Source organism: Nostoc sp. CCY 9925, assembly GCF_963920935.1.
In the GTDB taxonomy this organism is placed as follows: domain Bacteria; phylum Cyanobacteriota; class Cyanobacteriia; order Cyanobacteriales; family Nostocaceae; genus Nostoc.
The window spans coordinates 17,751-37,710 of sequence record NZ_CAWUDO010000083.1 but is presented as its reverse complement, the minus strand read 5'-3'; the positions used below and the strand labels follow the sequence as shown (position 1 = coordinate 37,710).

General features: G+C 40.3%; 13 protein-coding genes and 1 pseudogene. 12 read left to right on the top strand and 2 right to left on the bottom strand.

The genetic code is table 11. From position 1 onward, the window contains the following. The 12 genes and pseudogenes from ACM0OY_RS30125 to ACM0OY_RS30070 all read left to right on the top strand — a co-directional run. A partial coding sequence (locus ACM0OY_RS30125; RefSeq protein ID WP_414572439.1) for a hypothetical protein occupies nt 1-242 on the top strand: 242 nt, incomplete at its 5' end. A 364-nt stretch (nt 243-606) separates the two neighbouring features. Further along, on the top strand, nt 607-6,117 hold the full coding sequence (locus tag ACM0OY_RS30120; protein WP_414572438.1) for an SDR family NAD(P)-dependent oxidoreductase: 5,511 nt from the start codon (nt 607-609) through the stop codon (nt 6,115-6,117). 103 nt (nt 6,118-6,220) lie between these two features. Beyond that, a pseudogene (locus ACM0OY_RS30115) lies at nt 6,221-6,930 on the top strand (IS1 family transposase). 252 nt (nt 6,931-7,182) lie between these two features. Next, nucleotides 7,183-8,154, top strand: coding sequence for a TauD/TfdA family dioxygenase (locus ACM0OY_RS30110; protein WP_414572437.1), 972 nt, complete (start codon nt 7,183-7,185; stop codon nt 8,152-8,154). Between the two features lie 120 nt (nt 8,155-8,274). Then, nucleotides 8,275-8,937 (top strand): class I SAM-dependent methyltransferase, encoded by a 663-nt coding sequence (locus ACM0OY_RS30105; protein WP_414572436.1) that lies wholly within the window; start codon nt 8,275-8,277, stop codon nt 8,935-8,937. A gap of 266 nt (nt 8,938-9,203) precedes the next feature. Beyond that, nucleotides 9,204-10,127 carry an ABC transporter ATP-binding protein gene (locus ACM0OY_RS30100; protein WP_322731663.1) on the top strand — a complete coding sequence of 308 codons (924 nt, stop codon included), beginning with the start codon at nt 9,204-9,206 and terminating at the stop codon, nt 10,125-10,127. Then, nucleotides 10,120-10,893 (top strand): ABC transporter permease, encoded by a 774-nt coding sequence (locus tag ACM0OY_RS30095; RefSeq protein WP_322731664.1) that lies wholly within the window; start codon nt 10,120-10,122, stop codon nt 10,891-10,893. The genes ACM0OY_RS30100 and ACM0OY_RS30095 overlap by 8 nt, the downstream gene beginning before the upstream one ends. A 128-nt stretch (nt 10,894-11,021) precedes the next feature. After that, nucleotides 11,022-12,254: a 2-isopropylmalate synthase gene (locus ACM0OY_RS30090; protein WP_414572435.1), complete on the top strand. Its 1,233-nt coding sequence runs from the start codon at nt 11,022-11,024 to the stop codon at nt 12,252-12,254. Between the two features lie 281 nt (nt 12,255-12,535). Continuing rightward, a complete protein-coding gene (locus ACM0OY_RS30085; RefSeq protein ID WP_414572434.1) occupies nt 12,536-14,137 on the top strand; it encodes a GMC family oxidoreductase in 1,602 nt (533 codons plus the stop codon). 86 nt (nt 14,138-14,223) lie between these two features. After that, nucleotides 14,224-16,149: a 1-deoxy-D-xylulose-5-phosphate synthase gene (dxs, locus tag ACM0OY_RS30080; RefSeq protein ID WP_414572442.1), complete on the top strand. Its 1,926-nt coding sequence runs from the start codon at nt 14,224-14,226 to the stop codon at nt 16,147-16,149. 111 nt (nt 16,150-16,260) lie between these two features. Beyond that, nucleotides 16,261-17,481, top strand: coding sequence for a 4-hydroxy-3-methylbut-2-enyl diphosphate reductase (locus ACM0OY_RS30075; RefSeq protein WP_414572433.1), 1,221 nt, complete (start codon nt 16,261-16,263; stop codon nt 17,479-17,481). A gap of 74 nt (nt 17,482-17,555) precedes the next feature. Continuing rightward, nucleotides 17,556-18,323 (top strand): hypothetical protein, encoded by a 768-nt coding sequence (locus tag ACM0OY_RS30070; RefSeq protein ID WP_414572432.1) that lies wholly within the window; start codon nt 17,556-17,558, stop codon nt 18,321-18,323. A 413-nt stretch (nt 18,324-18,736) separates the two neighbouring features. Here the strand turns inward: ACM0OY_RS30070 and ACM0OY_RS30065 are convergent, their stop codons facing one another. Both ACM0OY_RS30065 and ACM0OY_RS30060 read right to left on the bottom strand, forming a co-directional pair. Further along, entirely contained in the window at nt 18,737-19,252 is a 516-nt protein-coding gene (locus tag ACM0OY_RS30065) for a replicative DNA helicase (protein WP_414572441.1), read from the bottom strand. Between the two features lie 14 nt (nt 19,253-19,266). Next, entirely contained in the window at nt 19,267-19,422 is a 156-nt protein-coding gene (locus ACM0OY_RS30060; protein ID WP_414572431.1) for a hypothetical protein, read from the bottom strand. Between the last annotated feature and the right edge of the window lie 538 nt (nt 19,423-19,960).

The window sequence follows — 19,960 nt, the reverse complement described above, 5'->3', positions numbered from 1 at the left end:
GGTATCCAACCATTCGAGCGTTAACTCACTATTTAAGTCAAAAACCAAGCAAAAAATCATTTTTGGAGCAAAACCACCAGCGAGCTAATCAGCAAAAACAAGCAATTAATCGACACAAGCAACGTCGGTTACAAAAGGGAAGAATTCAGAATTCAGAATTCAGAATCCAGAATCCAGAATCCAGAATTCAGAACAGTTTGAAACCTCAGCTTAATAATTTGAATCAAATTAACAAGCTATGAAAACGGGAGCATCCCAATTTTGTAAAAATATACAGGACTAGCGCAAAAACTCTTTTAAACCTCTTACCTTTGCGTCCTTTGTGTCCTTTGCGGTTCGTTTATTTAATCTCTTGGGTAAGTTACTATCCCGTATTTCAATAAACTTGCACATTTGGGATGCTCCCATGAAAACATTGTTTTTCCAATCATTCTGAATTCTGAGTCTTGATACCAATTCTGTATGAAGATGCGCCAAATTATATGAGGAACGAACCGCAAAGGGCGCTAAGGACACAAAGAAAGAAAGAAGAAGTCAAGAAAATTTGGCGCAGCCTCACAAAGAAATGGTATGACTCCTGAATTCTGACTACAAAAGAGGTAAATCATGGATAAATTTGACCCATCCAACTCTCTTGAGAATATAGCAATCATTGGCATGTCTGGCCGCTTTCCAGGTGCAAAAAATGTTGAGGAGTTTTGGCATAATTTACAAAACGGAATAGAATCTATTTCATTCTTTTCTGAAGAGGAATTGGAGTTAGTAGGTGTTTCCCAAGAAGTCGTTCGCAACCCTAACTATGTAAAAGCCAACGCTGTATTAGAAAATATCGATTTGTTTGATGCAACATTCTTTGGCTTTAATCCCAAAGAAGCTGAAATTACAGATCCGCAACACCGGATATTCTTAGAGTGTGTGTGGGAGGCTCTAGAAGATGCTGGTTACAATACAGAAACTTACTCTGGTTCCATAGGGCTTTATGCGGGTGCAGACGGGTTTAACAGCTATTTTTTCCATCACCTTTATACCAACCATGACTTGATAGAATCTATAGGTGCTTATCAAGTCATGATTGCCAATCAAATAGATTTTTTATGCTCCCGAGTATCTTATAAACTAAACCTGACTGGGCCTAGTGTTACAGTCCAAACAGCCTGCTCTACCTCTTTAGTAGCCACCAGTATGGCTTGCCAAAGCTTGCTGTGTTACGAATGTGATATTGCTTTGGCTGGTGGTGTTTCCATTAGAGTTCCGCAACAGACAGGATATTTACACCAATCGGGAATGATTTTTTCTCCTGATGGTCACTGTCGAGCTTTTGACGCCAAAGCACAGGGAACTGTAGGCGGTAATGGTGTGGGCATTGTTGTTCTCAAAAGGTTGTCTGAAGCGATCGCAGACGGAGACTACATTCATGCAATCATTAAAGGCTCAGCGGTCAATAATGATGGTTCTGTAAAAGTTGGTTACACAGCCCCAAGTGTCGATGGTCAAGCAGCTGTCATTGCTCAAGCTTTAGCAAACGCTGAAGTTGAACCTGAAACCATCACTTATATAGAAGCACACGGAACTGGCACTCCTTTAGGCGATCCCATAGAAATCGCAGCCCTCAAACAAGTATTTTCAGCCTACACCCAAGAAACAGGCTTCTGTGCCATTGGTTCGGTAAAAACCAATGTGGGACATCTAGATACAGCCGCTGGGATTGCAGGTTTAATCAAGACCGTTTGTGCTATCAAACATAAAATGTTGCCACCCAGCCTACATTTTGAAAAATCTAACCCGGAAATTGATTTCACAAACAGCCCTTTTTATGTCAACACCAAACTCTCTGAATGGAAAACCAACGGCAGTCCCCGCCGTGCTGGGGTCAGTTCCTTTGGCATTGGTGGAACGAATGCCCATATTCTACTTGAAGAAGCCCCTGCTATTGAAACGCCAGATGTCGCACTGGATGAATCAAGACCTTGGCAATTACTAACTATCTGTGCAAAAACTGAATCTGCATTAGATACTGCGACTGCAAGTTTGGTTAAACACTTCCAACAACATCCACAATTAAACCTTGCTGATGCAGCTTATACACTTGGTGTGGGTCGTAAAGCTTTTGACTATCGACGGATATTGGTATGCTGTAATCTTGAAGATGCGGCCAATACACTCTCAACATTAAAGCCAAAACAAGTTTTTACTAACTGCTGTGAATCCCAGGAGTCATCTATCGTATTTATGTTCTCCGGGCAGGGTTCCCAGTACGTAAATATGGCATTGGAACTCTATAAGGTTGAGCCGACGTTTCAAAAGCATATTGATACTTGCTCAGAAATTCTCAAACCTTTTTTAGGTCTCGACCTGCGTCATATACTCTATCCCAATCCAGAACAAGTTGAAGCGGCCGCACAGCAACTACAGCAAACCGCAATAACACAACCAGCACTCTTTGTTATGGAGTACGCTTTAGCCCAGTTGTGGATGTCTTGGGGAGTGCATCCAATGGCAATGATTGGTCACAGCATTGGTGAATATGTCGCAGCTTGCTTGGCTGGTGTATTCTCCTTAGAAGATGCATTGTTCCTCGTAGCTCGGCGCGGTCAATTGATGCAGCAACTACCAAAAGGGTCGATGCTTGCTGTTCCACTGACACCTGAGCAGGTGCAACCTCTGATTGGCAATGGACTCTCCTTGGCTGCCATCAACGGGCCATCCCTTTGTGTAGTTTCGGGGACTGCGGCAGATATATATACATTAGAGATACAGCTCGCCGAACAAGGCGTAGAGTGTCGCCGTCTGTATACTTCCCATGCTTTCCATTCTGTGATGATGGAGCCAATCTTAGAGCCATTCACTCTTGCTGTGGAAAAAATTGACTTAAAACCACCGCAAATTCCTTATATTTCCAATGTTACTGGCACTTGGGTGACAGCAGATCTAGTCACACAGCCGAGTTACTGGGCCAAGCATCTGCGACATGAAGTACGTTTTGCAGACGGTTTGCAACAATTGTTGAAAGAACCAAATCGGATTTTGTTGGAAATTGGGCCGGGTAGAACATTAAGTACATTGGCAAATCAACATCCAGATAAGCTTCCCGGACAGATAGTACTAGCTTCGTTACGTCACCCCCGCCATCAACAGTCGGATGTAGAGTTTTTACTCACTACTTTGGGTAAACTCTGGCTTGCTGGTATAGAGGTGGATTGGTCTCAATATTATATCCATGAGCAACGCTACCGTATTCCCTTACCGACCTATCCCTTTGAACGTCAACGTTACTGGATTGAACCGCAAACACAAGTAAATCCGATAGCAGACACACTTAAAAAGCAGGATATTGCAGACTGGTTCTATATCCCAAAATGGAAATGCTCTACGCCGATCGCTCCTAACGCTGATGTGCCGTCAATGCAGTATAACTGGGTCGTATTTACTGATGAGTGCGGCTTAGGTTGCCAAATTGTCAAACAACTCGAACTTCAGAGTCAGGATGTGATTACCGTAAAAGCAGGGTCGGAGTTTAGACAGTTGAGCGATCGCGTTTACACGATTAATCCTAAACACCAGGATGACTACAACACCTTACTCAAGCAACTTCACGCACTCAACAAAACCCCCACAAAAATTATACATTTATGGAGTGTCACATCAGCAGCTAACACAGAATCGGTAATTGACCAAGAAGACGCAAAGACGCAAAGAGAGGGAGACGCAAAGCGCGACATCTCTCAAGATCTCTGCTCCTGGTTACAAACCCCACGGATAAATCCGGGGGTTTCCCCGCGTCCTCTTCAATGGGTGGAAAAATCTCAAGATCTGGGCTTCTTTAGCCTGCTTTTCCTAGCTCAGGCACTGGGAAAACTGAATATTGCAGATGAGTTGCTGCTCGCAGTCCTGACAAACAATATGCAGAATGTTGCAAACGAAGCGGTGTTATCTCCAGAGAAAGCAACCGTGCTAGGGCCGTGTAAAGTCATTTCCACTGAATACCCGAATATAAATTGCCGCAGTATTGATATTGTTTTTCCCCAGCCAGAAACTTCACAACAAACAATACTGATAGACCAACTGCTATTAGAATTTTACACTCCTACATCTGACCGAATTATTGCCTACCGAGAGAGCGATCGCTGGGTGCAAACTTTTGAGCCAGTAAAATTGGATGCAAGTCTTAACAAAACATCCAGGTTAAGAGAGCAGGGAGTTTATCTAATTACAGGTGGATTAGGGGGTATTGGTCTCACCTTGGCAGAATATCTGGCTGAGGATGTGCAGGCAAAACTAATACTCATAACACGTTCGGTATTCCCCGAAAAAGATGAATGGGAACAGTGGTTGGCAACTCATGACATTCAAGATCGGACTAGCAGCAAGATCCAAAAATTACAAACAATAGAGCAGCTGGGTGCTGAGGTTTTGATTGTCTGTGCAGATATTACCAACAGCGAGCAAATGCAAAAAGTTAAAACCCAGATTTTTGAGCGATTTGGTCAGATTCATGGTATAATACACACAGCAGGAATCGCGGGTGGAGGCATAATTCCGCTGAAAACGCGAGAGATAGCTGAAAAAGTTCTTGCTCCCAAAGTCAGAGGGACTTTGTTACTTGATACCCTCTTCAAAGATATTCCTCTAGATTTCTTGATTTTATGTTCGTCACTCACAGCGATCGTCGGTGAGTATGGGCAAGTCGATTACTGTGCGGCTAATGCTTTTCTTGATGCCTTCGCTCATCATAAAACCTTAAAAGATGGCACATTCACTGCATCTGTTAACTGGGATAGCTGGCAAGAAATTGGAATGGCGGCAACTGCTGTCAAACAAGGAAATGGAACCGCAAACATCCCGACATTTCATCAAAAAGAACTGAAGCAAGGGCTATTATCTGCCGAAGGTGTGGATGTTTTTAGGCGAGTTTTGTGTAGTAAAAAACCTCAAATTCTCGTATCAACACGAGATTTACAGTCTCAAATTGAGCGAAACAATGCTCCGGCAATACTGGATTTGTTGAATGAATCACAACTCCAACGACCCAAAACAGTACACCCACGACCAGCAATAACTCACGCTTATGTTGCTGCCACAAACAAGCTTGAAAAGACTATTGCTAGTGTTTGGGAAGAATTTTTAGGAATCGAACAAGTGGGAATTTATGATGACTTTTTTGAGTTGGGGGGAGACTCCTTATTAGCAGTTCAACTGATTTCCAAACTGCGCGAAACATTAAAAATTGAATTGTCTCCTCATAGTTTACTGGATTCACCTACTGTTGCTGGTTTAGCGACATTAATTGCATCGGATAATCCAGCAAAGCGATCAATACCTTCCTCACTGGTAAAAATCAAACCGGGCAGTTTTAAAAAACCTCTTTTCTTAATACATCCGGTTGGCGGACATGTCTACTTTTACCGCGATTTGGCAAATTGTTTCGATGCAGAACAACCAGTTTACGGGTTACAGGCACGCGGTATTGAAAGGGAAGCACAACCTCTGACGCAAGTTGAAGAGATCGCAACTGAATATATCGAAGCCTTGCGAACCGTTCAGCCTGAAGGGCCATATTTTCTTGGAGGCTCTTCTTTTGGAGGTACCTTAGCCTTTGAGATGGCACAACAGCTTTATGCAGTAGGTCAAAAGGTAGAACTGTTAGCAATGATAGATACTCCAGGCCCAGGTGAAATACCACCGACACCAGAAGATGATACAGAAATCTTGATTTATCTATTAGCAGTTGGTAGTAACCTGCCAATTTCTTTAGAGCATCTCAAACAGCTAACACCCGATGAGCAATTGCTCTACTTCTTAAACCAGAAAGAAGTTGTTAACAAAATGCTTCCTGATGTCACGCTTCCTCATGTTCAACAATTACTTCACCTGTTTAAAGTACATTCCCAGGCGATGTTGGATTATGAACCCCAAATATATCCGGGTAAAATCATTTTCTTCCGCGCCAGCGATCGCGATGCATTCAATTCTCCACATCCAGAACGTGGTTGGCTGAATTTAGCTACTGAAGGGGTAGAAATCCAGGAAATCCCCGGTAACCACATCACTATGAATATCCTTCCTCACGTCCAAGTCTTGGCAGATCGGTTGAAGACATACCTGAATGCAGTTGAATAGTTATGCTTTTTCAATTTTTCTACCTACCTTTGCTCAGTAGTAACGTGTCAAGACTAAAATATTGGGCGTTGCATAATAGAGGGATGAATTGAGGGTATCTACTGTGCAATGTCCATACTGCGGATCTACGAAAATTCGTAAGAACGGAAAGCGAAGAGGTAAACAAAATCACATTTGCGTATCATGCGACGTGCGTTCCGCCCCGCTTCGCTAACGCCAATTTATTGATTTGTACGATCCACCAAAAGGATATTCTGAGGAATTGAAACAAGAATGCTTAAAAATGTACCTTAACGGTATGGGTTTTCGCGGGATTGAACGAGTAAAAGGAGTACATCATACTACTATTATTTATTGGGTCAAACAATTGGGAGAGAAACTTCCGGCCGTACCGAAAGAAGATGTAATTCCAGAAGTTGGAGAACTTGATGAATTAGAGACATTTGTTGGTTCAAAAAAAACAAAATTTGGTTATGGACAGCAGTAAATCACTTTACTCAAGGTATTTTAGCCTGGGTTTTGGGAGACCATAGTGCCGAAACTTTTGAGCCATTGTGGAAAATTGCTAAACAATGGAAAAGCTATTTTTATGTGACAGATGGCTGGAAAGTTTACCCAAGCTTTATTCCAGATGGAGACCAAATTGTCAGTAAAACATATATGACACGAGTTGAAAATGAAAACACTAGGCTTAGACATTATTTGGCACGCCTTCACCGAAAAACTTTATGCTATTCCAAGACAGAAGAAATGCTGAGATACTCGGTTAAATTATTACTTCATTATTTGAAGTATCAAACTGTACCTACATAAATCAATTCATCCCTTCATTCAGCAACGCCAAATATTGCATTAGCTTGACTCTTGTGGGATAGACGTCTCGCCCGTCCAGTGCGGGCTTTTCGGCCCACACTACAAGAAAAATTTATTGCAACAAAGCCGTCTTGTCACGCCAGTAGTATTGTCTCAATGTGTAATAGCTTCGGTGTTCTCGTTCCTTTAATCGTAAATACCTGAAGTAACACCTGTATTATCCACTTTATTAACATAGGAAAGATTGCAATTATGTTGACCAATCAAATTCAACATCGTTCTTTGACTAACACTTTTGGTCTAATTATTCAAGGTAATGGCTCAAAAAATATTTTGGATTTAGACTATGAAGAAGTCATAAATTTATTCCGAGAATCAGGAACTTTACTGTTTAAAAATTTTGGCAGCGATAGCGATACTTTCATGAAATTTACGCATTTGTATTGCCAAGATTTCTCGACTTATCAAGGAGGTGGCTTGAGATGGGGAGTATTAGATAGACAAGCAATCAATAACGTTGAAACTCTCTTAACAACTTCAGGACATTCACAAGGCTTTCCGATAGAGCTTCATGGAGAGATGTATTACTTAAAAAATCATCCCACCATTCTCTGGTTTTATTGCGAAAACCCACCTATTCAAGGAGGTCAAACAACAGTTAGTGATGGCAGAGAGATATTTAAAAATCTCAGTGACGAAACGAAAAAGTTTTTCCAAAATCAAAAGATAAAATATGTTCGACATCAAGCAAACGGGGAATGGCAAACAGCATTTCAAACTGATGATTTAAGCGTAGTGCAGAAGTTTTGCGATCGAAACGAAACTAAGCTCCTGATCGACTCAGAAACTGGAGCAGTAACAACAGAGTATGTTTGTTCAGCAATTGTAAAAAGCCGAGATGGAGAAGATGTCTTCATCAATAATCTCTTGTTAATTTACATCGCTGAGTGGGCATTCCAGTCAGGTTGGTTTGCTGAAAATTTATCGAACATGACAAATACTAGCCCGCCACTGGTAGTCAGAATGGAAGACGGCTCCTGTATTCCCGAGCATATTATTGAAGAACTTCAGCAGGTATGTGACAGCCTAACCATTGATATCCAATGGGAAAAAGGCGATATTCTCATGATAGACAACACAAGAATTCTTCATGGAAGAAGAGAAGCAACAGCAAGCAATAGGAAAATATTTGTCAGAATGGGAGAGCCTATCTTTAAACTCTAAAACATCTCTAATTTTGTCATTAACAAGGAGCGAATAACCCTATTTTTCCCCTCTTGCTAATGACAGATTGCAAGTAATTTACCGACATATATTATACAGATGATAAAAAAACAACAAAGCATGAGAGAAAATTTACCAGTAAAATATTCATCAGAAAAGTATGACGAATACACCAAAAGTTTTGTAAGTATTTATGATGACTTCATTCTGCAAAACTTACTAGAAGAATATTATCAGCAAGGTGGTGGTCTCAAAACATTAGTAGATGTAGGAACTGGCACTGCTCAGATATTAATTAAAGCCGCAGCTAACCCAGAACTAGATGCTTTATCCCTAATCGGGACAGATTATTTCCAGGATATGGTTGATGAGGCTCGCAAAGTTGTGAAGCAGAATGGGCTTGAAAATCGGATCGAGATTATAAATGCAGATGTTCATAATATGCCATTTCCTGATAATTATGCCGATTTAGTAATTAGCCGTTCTACAATACATCATTGGGCTAATCCTGTCAGAGCTTTTCAGGAAATATATCGTATCCTTAAGCCTAGTGGAGTTGCAATTATTCATGATATTCGCCGGAACCCAGGGCCGGAAGTGCTAGCAGAATTTAATCGTCTTCGTCAAGAAATTGGCGTTGTACCCTCTAATTTAGAAGAGAAGTACACGCCTCAAGAAGTTGAAGATATGCTGAAAGTAGCTGGACTTACAGAGTATGCTGCGATCGCAGCACCAGAGACTGGGCCGGGAAGCTTGGGCTTTGAACTCAGAATTTCTAAATAAAAACATTGTGCTGCGACGGACAGAGGGCAGATTTAGCAAGCTAAAAATGCCCATCGCCACAAAACAAGATTTCAATGTGTTTGAGAGTATTGACGAGACATGACATTTGGCAAAAATCATCAGTTTTACAACCTCCTAGTACCGCTGCCCTTGTAAGTCAAAAGTCACGCATTCAAAAGAATTGTATTTTCGGCTTTGGCGCCATTTTGAATGGTCTGTTTATTTACGCCGTAGTGTACTAGATACCGTACTGAGGAGGAAGTTATATGAAAGTACTTGAAGTCAGCGGGCTAAGTAAGTCTTTCAACTATAGGGGTAAAACCTTGAGAGCAGTAGACGATGTTTGTTTAAATATAGCTCCTGGAGAAGTAGTAGCTTTCCTTGGATCTAACGGGGCTGGAAAAACAACCACCATCAAAATGATTGCGGGATTGGTTAAACCTGATAAAGGATGGGTGCAAATCGCTGGTTTCAACCCTCATGAAAATCAGCAAGCTTTTAAAGAGTTAGGCGTAGTACTTGAGGGAAATCGTAACCTTTATTGGAACTTTACTCCTATTCAGAATCTAGAGTACTTCGGTATGCTAAAGGGGCTTAACCGTAGAGCAGTCCGCAATAATGCAATAGAACTTCTAGAACGATTCGATTTATTAGCAAAAGCTAGAACCCAAGTTCAACACCTTTCCCGAGGGATGCAGCAGAAACTTGCTATTGCGGTGGCTTTAATTCATCAACCAAAACTTTTGCTTTTAGATGAACCGACTTTAGGATTAGATGTAGAAGCTTCTGAGAACATAAAAACTTTAGTCAGCGAACTTGTTCAGGAGGGCTACGCTATCCTTCTTACTACCCATCAACTTGATGTAGCTGAAGAACTTTCAAACCGAGTGGTTATTATTCATCAAGGAAAAATTATTACTGAGCAACCCACTTCTAAAATAATTCAACAATTTTCTCGTTCAGGTTACACAATTAAAATCGAACGAGCATTAGAGTTAACACAGATTAGAGCGCTTGAAGTTTTAGGTGCAGTTGTCCAATCCAACCAAGACATTTATATACAAGATTTAGAAAGGCTTTATAGTCTTTTAGAAAAACTCAAACCCCTACCAATTATCAAAGTAGAAAAAGAGCAAGCTGACCTCACACAAATATTCTTGAAAATTACGCGAGGCAAAAGATATGTTTAAACTATTTCTCACTGAATGCAAACGAACTTGGCTGATGTTTAGGTACTATCCTAGTGAGGTGATTGCAGTCATTGTCATCCTGACAGCACTTTTTTATGGGCTAATCTTAGGTATACATTATGTGGCAGGAACAAGCTTCTCCTTCGGCGATCGACTAGACTCTTTAGTTGTGGGATATGTGCTTTGGGCTTTAGTTGCATTAACTGTTGGAGATTTTCCTAGAACAATTCAAAACGAAGCTCAGACCGGAATTCTTGAGCAGATTTTCCTCTCACCATTCGGCGCTTCAACAATATATTTAGTGCGAGCCTTTGCAAATATGACTTTGAACTTGGTTCTTATTTTTGGTGTATTGTTGACTATTCTAGCTATCACCAAAAGTCAAATCCAATTTTCCCCCAGCTTGCTACTCCCCTTATGCACAGTTGTGATGGGTGCAATTGGTCTGGGCTTCGGTATGGGTGCTTTAGCCTTGTTATTTAAGCGTATCCATCGGATAACAAGCATATTCGAGTTCTCACTCTTGTTTTTACTTACAGCACCAGTGGAAACCTGGAGAGGTTTACCTCAAGTTTTAGGACAGCTATTACCAATGACATCAGGCATGGCAATGTTGCGTGCCATGATGGTGAGAAGTGAAGCTTTCCATCCGCTTCAGTTCGTCTGGGCTGTAATTAACGGCGTAGCTTATTTTGCTCTTGGTATGCTGCTGTTTCAAATAACCGAGCGCTACACCAAACAGCAAGGAATACTGAGTACACATTAAAACAATTCGCAATTCGCAATTCGCAATTACGTTTTGTGACGGGGATTTAAACCCCGACACAATACACGCTGCTTCTAGAAGCAGGGGACTTAAACCCCCAAAGTTGGTTAAATATTGAAGGATTAATTATGGTTGCAGACAACAACAACTTAAAGGACGTGTATTTTAGCGATACAACGCTCAGAGACGGGGAGCAAATGCCAGGAGCCAGCTTGACTCCTGAAGAAAAGGTGGAAATTGCCAAAGCTCTGGCAAAAGCAGGAATACACTCTTTAGATGCTGGCTTCCCTGCCTGTGCTTCTAGTGAGATTGAAGCTATTCAAGGCATCGTCAAAGAAGTGAAGGGGCCAGTAATTTCAGCCTTATGTCGAGCATTGGATAGTGACATTGATAAGGCATACGAGGCATTAGCTGAAGCTGAGCCGTACAAAAGAGCAGTGAGCATTTTTGTAGCTACCAGCCCAATTCATCGAGAATATAAGTTGCGTAAATCTAAGGCGCAATTGCTGGAGATGATTGTTAACGCCATCCACTATGCCCGACAGAAGTTTGAGATTATTGCTTTTAGCCCGGAAGATGCTAGTCGAACCGAGTTGAACTATCTGTGCGAGATTTACCAAGCAGCGATTGAAGCTGGTGCTACTACCATCGGTTTCCCTGATACAGTAGGCATTTTGACTCCTGAAAAAACCCGAACCACAATCCGCTATATTCTCAACCACGTCCCAAATATCGCTCGAGCCTTTATGGCAGTTCATTTCCACAATGACCTCGGTCTTGCAACCAGCAATACACTTGCTGCCCTTGAAGAAGGCGTTCAGATTGTGCAATGTGCTGTCAATGGAATTGGGGAACGGGCTGGGAATACTGCACTGGAAGAAGTGGTTATAGCTCTGTTATTGAATCAGGAGCAGTACCAAAGAGCTGTTGACATCGACCCTAAGCAGTTGGTTTCTTTAAGTCAGTTGGTTGCCGAAAAAACCAGTATTCCCATTGCACCCAACAAGGCTGTAGTTGGTTCAAACATATTTGCAACTGAAGCCGGAATTCACCAAGACGGGATTTTGAAAAATCTTGATACTTACTTACCTTTTCGTCCAGAGATGGTAGGAGCAGAAGGTATTCAGATTGTACTCGGCAAACATAGTGGTCGAGCTGCGATCGCTCAACGCTTAAAAAAACTTAATTTTTGCTTGACAGAACAGCAACTTGACCTTGTTGTAGCAGCCTTAAAGGATGCGAAGAAAAATGAATGGCTTGATGCTGAACGATTATTTTCTCAAACTGTAAAGCAACTTTTTGGCGAACAGGCTTCCTTTGTTTCTGATTTGAATGAGAGAAAGTCAACTATCGAAGTCTAAAAGGGAAAGGCTTATAGTTGCGCTGTATTCGCACGAACAGGGAAAGGGTTTAGCATTGCTAAACCCCTACGAAAAATCTATCTGTATCAGGATTTTCGTGAATTGGTATGACGTCTTTATTCTGTTTGATAAATTTTCCTTTATCCTTCCTAGTTATACTAATTAGAAAAAAGTTTGCAGTACATAATTCGTTGAAATTCAGTTTATCTATAATTTATACAATCCAAAATCCAAAATGGCATTAGCTAAAACTAATACAATTTTTTCAAGTGCAAAAGCTTATGAAGACCGACTACATTAGTAACTCTCCTTATGACTACGTGATTGTAGGTGCAGGTTCAGCAGGGTGCGTTTTAGCTAACCGTCTGACGCAAGATTCAAACACCAAAGTTTTGCTACTGGAAGCAGGGAAAGCAGACGACAAGCAAGAAATCCATATTCCTACTGGTTTTTCCACACTGTTTCAAAGTGAGTACGATTGGTCTTACTACACAGAAAAACAACCTCACTTAAATAATCGTAGCCTTTATTGGCCCCGTGGAAAAGTTTTAGGTGGTTGTAGTTCGATTAATGCCATGATATATATTCGTGGTAACTATCATGATTACGATCGCTGGCATAATTTAGGTAATGATGGATGGAGTGCAAAAGAAGTACTTCCCTACTTCAAAAAAGCAGAAAATCAAGAAAGAGGTGCTAATGAATATCACAGTATGGGTGGGCCTCTCAATATTACAAACCAACGCTTCATTAATTCCCTTTCTCATACATTTGTCAAAGCCTGTTTAGAAGCCGGATTTTGTGAAAACAACGACTTTAATGGAGAACAACAAGAAGGGTTTGGAGTCTATCAAGTAACGCAAAAAAATGGTAAACGCCATAGTGTTGCGGCTGCATATCTCAAGCCAATTTTGCATCGCTCAAACCTAACTGTTTTAACCAACGTTCATGTTAAACGCATACTTTTTCAGGGAACGCGTGCTGTAGGCTTAACCTATATTCAAGATGATGTAACAAAAGATATAAAAATTGCCCGTGAAGTCATTTTAAGCTGTGGAACTATTAACTCGCCTCAGTTGTTAATGCTATCAGGAATTGGGCCTGCCAAGCATCTTAAATCCTTGGAAATTCCAATGATAGTCGATTTACCTGGTGTTGGGCAAAACTTACAAGACCATTTGTTAGTTCCCGTCATCTATGAATGTACAAAACTAATAACTTTACTTAATGCAAACAAACTTACAAGTTTATTGAAATATTTAATTTTTAAAAATGGGCCTCTGACATCAAACGTAGCGGAAGCTGGAGGTTTTATCAAAACCAGACCTAATTTAGAAGTAAGCGATTTACAATTTCATTTTGCTCCATTTTATTTATTTAATCACGGATTGATAAAACCTGAAAAACATGCATTCACTTTTGGGCCAACTCTTTTACGTCCACAAAGTAGAGGAAGTATTACTTTACGCTCCAATAATCCCTTTGAACCACCAGTTATTCAGCCAAATTACCTAGAAAATAAAGCTGATTTACAAGTTTTATTAGAAGGTGTGTACCTCTCTCGTAAACTAGCAAAAATGACAGCATTTGATGTATTTAGAGGTGATGAATTAGTACCTGGTTACTCAGTGCAAACAGAAGAGGAGATTTGCGACTTTATACGCAACAATGTCGAAACCTTATACCACCCTGTTGGTACTTGCAAAATGGGTAATGATTCAATGTCAGTTGTTAACTCGCAACTTCAAGTTTACGGAGTTGAAGGATTGCGCGTTGTTGATGGATCGATTATGCCTGACATCATTGGTGGTAACACAAATGCTCCCATAATCATGATTGCCGAAAAAGCAGCGGATATGCTTATTGACAACTACCAAAGATAGGATTGCTGAGTACATTACGAAAGTAAGGATTTTAAAATATGCAACGCTCTAAAAGCACTCTTGAAGACAAGATTTATGGAAATTATCTGGACTTAAGTCAAATAATTCATCCCAATCAATTGCATGGGCTGTCAATTAATGAATTACAGCAAATTGCCTATCAAATTCGAGAAAAGCATTTACAAACTGTAGCGACTAATGGTGGTCATCTTGGCCCTGGATTGGGTGTGGTAGAACTAACATTAGCACTTTACCAAACGTTAGATCTAAATTGCGATAAAGTTGTTTGGGATGTTGGTCACCAAGCTTATCCACATAAATTAATTACTGGACGATACAATAACTTTCACACACTGCGGCAAAAAGATGGTATCGCAGGTTATCTCAAGCGTAGTGAAAGCATTTTTGACCATTTTGGAGCCGGACATGCTTCCACGAGTATCTCTGCTGCTTTAGGTATGGCTTTGGCGCGAGATTTCAAAGGTGAGAAATTCAAGGTAGTAGCGGTGATTGGCGATGGTGCCTTGACTGGTGGTATGGCTTTAGAAGCGATTAACCATGCAGGTCACTTACCAAACACTAACCTGCTAGTGGTTCTCAATGATAATGAAATGTCTATTTCTCCAAATATAGGTGCGATTTCTAGGTATTTAAATAAATTGCGCTTGACTCTACCAATGCAGTTAGTAAAAGAGAATCTTAAAGAACAAGTTAAACAAATACCCTTGGTTGGTGATTCTCCTTCTTCAGAGCTAAAAAGCCTGAAAAATGGGATGAAGTTTTTGACGATGACAAAAGTAGGATCTGTATTTGAGGAGTTAGGCTTTACTTACATTGGACCGATAGATGGTCATAATTTGGAGGAATTGATTGCGACTTTTGAACAAGCACATCAAATAAGTGGGCCAGTATTAGTGCATGTGGCAACGATAAAGGGCAAAGGGTATAAAATCGCGGAAAAAGACCAAGTAGCTTACCATGCTCAAAGCCCCTTTGACCTTGTTAGCGGTAAAGTCAAACCTTCCAGTCAACCGAAAGGCCTTGCTTATTCCACAGTATTTGCTGACACTTTGGTAAAAATTGCCGAAAAAAACTCCAATATTATTGGTATTACAGCAGCGATGGCAACAGGGACTGGGTTAGATAAACTACAAGCCAAACTACCTCATCAGTACATTGATGTCGGCATTGCCGAACAACACGCAGTCACCCTTGCTGCTGGACTAGCCTGTGAGGGAATGCGCCCTGTTGTCGCTATCTATTCTAGTTTTTTGCAACGTGCTTACGACCAAATCGTTCACGATATTTGCATTCAAAAATTACCTGTTTTCTTCTGCATGGATAGAGCGGGAATTGTCGGTGCTGATGGCCCTACTCATCAAGGAATGTACGATATTGCATATTTACGTTGCCTTCCTAATATAGTTTTGATGGCTCCTAAAGATGAAGTCGAACTCCAGCAGATGCTAGCTACTGGCATCCAATATACAGATGGCCCGATTGCCATGCGGTATCCGCGCGGTAATGGCTACGGCTTACCCTTGATAGAAGAAGGGTGGCAACCTCTACCTATTGGTAAAAGTGAAATTTTGCGACACGGTGACGATGTAGTGATGGTGGGCTATGGCTCAATGGTTTATTCAGCTATGCAAGCTGCTGAGATTTTGAGCGAGCATGGAATTGAAGCAACTGTAGTGAATGCACGTTTTGTTAAGCCTCTAGATACTGATTTGATTGTCCCTTTAGTCAAACAAATTCCTCGCGTCGTCAGTCTAGAGGAGGGTTGTGTGATGGGAGGCTTTGGTAGTGCGATCGTAGAAGCATTGTTAGAACATGGTGTAGTAGTGCCAGTGTTGCAGATTGGAGTACCTGATCGCTTAGTTGAACATGCAAGTCCAAATGAGTCTAAGGCACAACTAGGCTTAACCAGTCTACAAATTGTGGATCGAATACAAAGCTTTTTTACTTTTTCATTACACGAAATGCTGACCCAACTGAATTCTGACGACTGACGTCTTTATTCTGTTTTGATAAAAAAGCAAAACGCTAGAACGATATTTTAACTTACTTTCTGACTGGCAAACAAACAAAATTAGCATAAGTAATCTTCCCAAGAAAGATTTATGGACACTAAAAACTTGAGAAAATCATTTCATAGTTCTGAATCATACCATCGTACAGGATTTGGTCGGCAAGACGAGGCTGCAAATTTCTTACAGTCAGAGTATCAAAGCAGCTTTATTCAACAAATCCGTCACAATAACTTCAGGCTGCAACAAGGTGAAGTTACAATCCTGCTAGCAGAGGCTTTTAGCTTTTGTTGGGGTGTAGAGCGAGCAGTGACTATGGCTTATGAAACTCGCCAGCATTTTCCTGACAAACGGGTTTGGATTACCAATGAAATTATTCACAATCCCTTAGTAAATCAGAATCTACTGGATATACAAGTGGAATTCATTCCTGTAAAGAATAACCAGAAAGACTTATCAGTTGTAGCAAAGGAAGACGTAGTAATTCTGCCAGCTTTTGGTGTCAGCTTACAAGAAATGCAATTTTTTCATCACAAAGGTTGCACAATTGTAGACACGACTTGCCCCTGGATTTCTAAGGTATGGAATACAGTAGAAAAGCACAAAAAAGGCAATTTTACTTCAATCATCCACGGCAAGTACAACCATGATGAAACTATTAACACTAGTTCATTTGCTAACAAGTACTTAATAGTGCTGAATTTGGCAGAAGCTGAGTATGTCTGCAACTACATCCTGAACGGTGGAAATCATGATGAATTTATAGCCAAATTCAACAAAGCTTGTTCTTTTGGCTTCAATCCTGATACCGATTTAGAACAGCTAGGTATTGCCAATCAAACCACAATGCTTAAAACAGAGACTGAGCAGATTGGTAAGCTATTTGAGCGCACGATGATGAGAAAATATGGACCTTTGAAGCTGAATCAGCACTTTATTAGCTTTAACACCATCTGCGAAGCTACCCAGGAACGTCAAGACGCAATGTTCAAATTAGTAGACGAAAAACTAGATTTGATAATTGTGATTGGTGGTTTTAATTCTTCCAATACAACTCACTTGTACGAAATTGCACTCAATCGAGGTATTCCTGCTTATCATATCGATACCGCCGAGCGAATTAGCTTAGATAATCGCATCGAACACAAACTACTACATCAAGATTTAACAGTAACTGAAAATTGGTTGCCAGATGGTTCAATTGTGGTAGGAATTACTGCTGGCGCATCTACACCTAGTAAAACAGTAGAAGATACAATTAAAAAAGTTTTGCAGTTAAAGCGTGTCAATTCATCTGTTGAGTCTTTTTGTTGATGAGCCGATTTCAGTAAGGTAAGAATAGCTTTTGTCTGAAAAAATTGTCCAAACTTTTCCTGGGTAAATAAATTATGAATAACCAAATGAACAGTATTATCATGCAACCCTGTGTTTCTTATTGGGGTATGTACAAATCGAGACGAGTTCTAAATGCAATTCTTTCTTATTATTTCCCAGTATACGGGTTAACCCATAAGGATTTTTTTACTTTTTATCCAGTTTTAGGTTTTGTAGAAGCTTTAATATATCAAGCTGATGAAGCGGTTGAATTGAGTCAATCTGAAAAATTGTTTGCTCGGCAAGAAAAACCTTGGATTCAGAGGTTTTCTAAGATTATTAGTTTGCTGAAAGAATGCAACTTATACCAGCCATCAATTGAAAAAGAGTTAGAGAAATTGGGAGAATATTACGAATTAGAAAATTACTTAATGTCCCAGAACTTAGTAACCTACTCAGATATTATTAAATCAGTAGAACTACGAACTTCTGATACACGTACTTTGCACATAATTTTATTGGAAATAGCTAAAAAACCATATCATAAAAATGTCTTCGATCTCATGTGGCCCCTGGAAGTACTGGCTGACATATTTGATGACATTAATTCTTACAAAGATGATGTTGATAAAGACCACTACAATACTTATCGTATGTTTGTCAGGCTTTATGGAAAAAAAGCGCCTGATTACTTACAAACGGAAATAGATCGATATAAGTCTATTTTCCGAGAAAGAATAACCAAATTACCAGAGGATGAGCAAAAAGTTTATCGGCAAATTGCGTCTGTTTATAAACAAGAATGTTTGATTGAAACTATCCCTGAACCAATTCTAGAGTAGAAATCCTAACTCAAAGTTCAGTGGCTGCTTGTTGGGAGAGGTCGGAATCCCAGGGCGAATGCATCTAAATATTGACAAAGTGGTATGTAAGGTGTGGAGAAATTTTATAAGTATGTAACGAAAAATTAAGCCTAAGAATTAGAGCTAAATTTTACACGGTCAGTAGACCGAAAAGTTTTGCCAACATCAAAAATTAGTAGCGTGTGATACCGTTTTTAGAGAAAAGTGTAAAAGCTAATTGCTCTGGAATAATGATAAGTTTAGGTTATTAATAAGCCTCAAAAACTAACTAAAATCAGCCGGACGGTAAATAAACTTCGCAGGCTACCCCATAGTTGCGGTCTACTGCTTGGCGTAAAAATTCGAGCATCTGTTTGAGGGTAATGGAGATTCATAAAAATAAATCCCCAGCCTTAAAACCCCCAACCACGAGACAGATTCTTGAAGGAGGTAAACTGATCATCAAATAAAAGCTTGACCGTACCAGTTGGGCCATTGCGTTGCTTACGAATAATTAACTCAGCAATGCCACGCTCAGGTGTATCAGGATTGTGCATCTCCTCACGGTAAAGCATAATCACAACATCGCTGTCTTGCTCAACAGCACCACTTGACCGCAGATCGCTCAGTACAGGACGTTTGTCATTGCGATGTTCAACTTCACGGCTCAACTGCGATAGAGCCAGCACAGGCACATCCAAATCCTTGGCGAGTTTCTTTAGCCCCCGGCTGATTTCGCCAATCCGCTCGGTCATGTTGTTTCTAGAATCAGTACCTTCAGCCATCAGCTGTAAATAATCCACAACCACAAGCCCAATACCACCGTAATGCGATGAAACCCTCTGGACTTGACTGCGGATTTCATTGAGAGAGGGGCAAGAGTTATCGTTGATGAAAATTGGCAGTTCGCTAAGGGAGTTCCAGAAAATAAATTATGCCATTATCAATAATGATAATCATTCCAAGGGGGGCGAAGGGCTGCCGACGGCCGCCCTGCCATCACAACTTGTGCTTGAAACTGCCGTCGTGCTGCTCCTTTGAGTTGGCTTGCTGTTTCGTTAAACAATTTTTTGACTGAATCAGTTAATTCTATCAACACTCCCAGCACCCAAAAATTTCACTCCAAATTGAATTTACTACAAAAGGGAGGAAGGAGAAGCAGCCGACGGCTGCTTCTCCTTCCTCTCTCAGAATGATTATCATTATTGCAAATGGTGATTTTATTCCTTGGAAGTCCCCAGCTTTGTTATATTCCGCCAAAAATGGTATCGTAAACTACTATTTTTTAGCGATCGCAAAACTTTTCGGTCTACTGAAATTCTATTACGCGAACGGTGAGTATTTGTATAACCAATTACTAATAAAATTAACTTAATTTATTCCTGTGGATAGATAAACAAGTTAATATACAAAATGGTAATGTGTTAAACAACATAATATTAACAATATACTAACAGTTCCTCTTAACAAGAGGAAGTCTATTAGAGCTAATTTGTAAACTCAAGTAAAGTACTTACTTAGGTAACTCCAAGAAATAGGATATTTTTTTATTTGGAAGTCCCTTAATAAGGGTTTCAGTAATTTAACTCAATACAGCACTTGTTCGCTGAAACTTAGACCTAATAATGAGTTGAGTA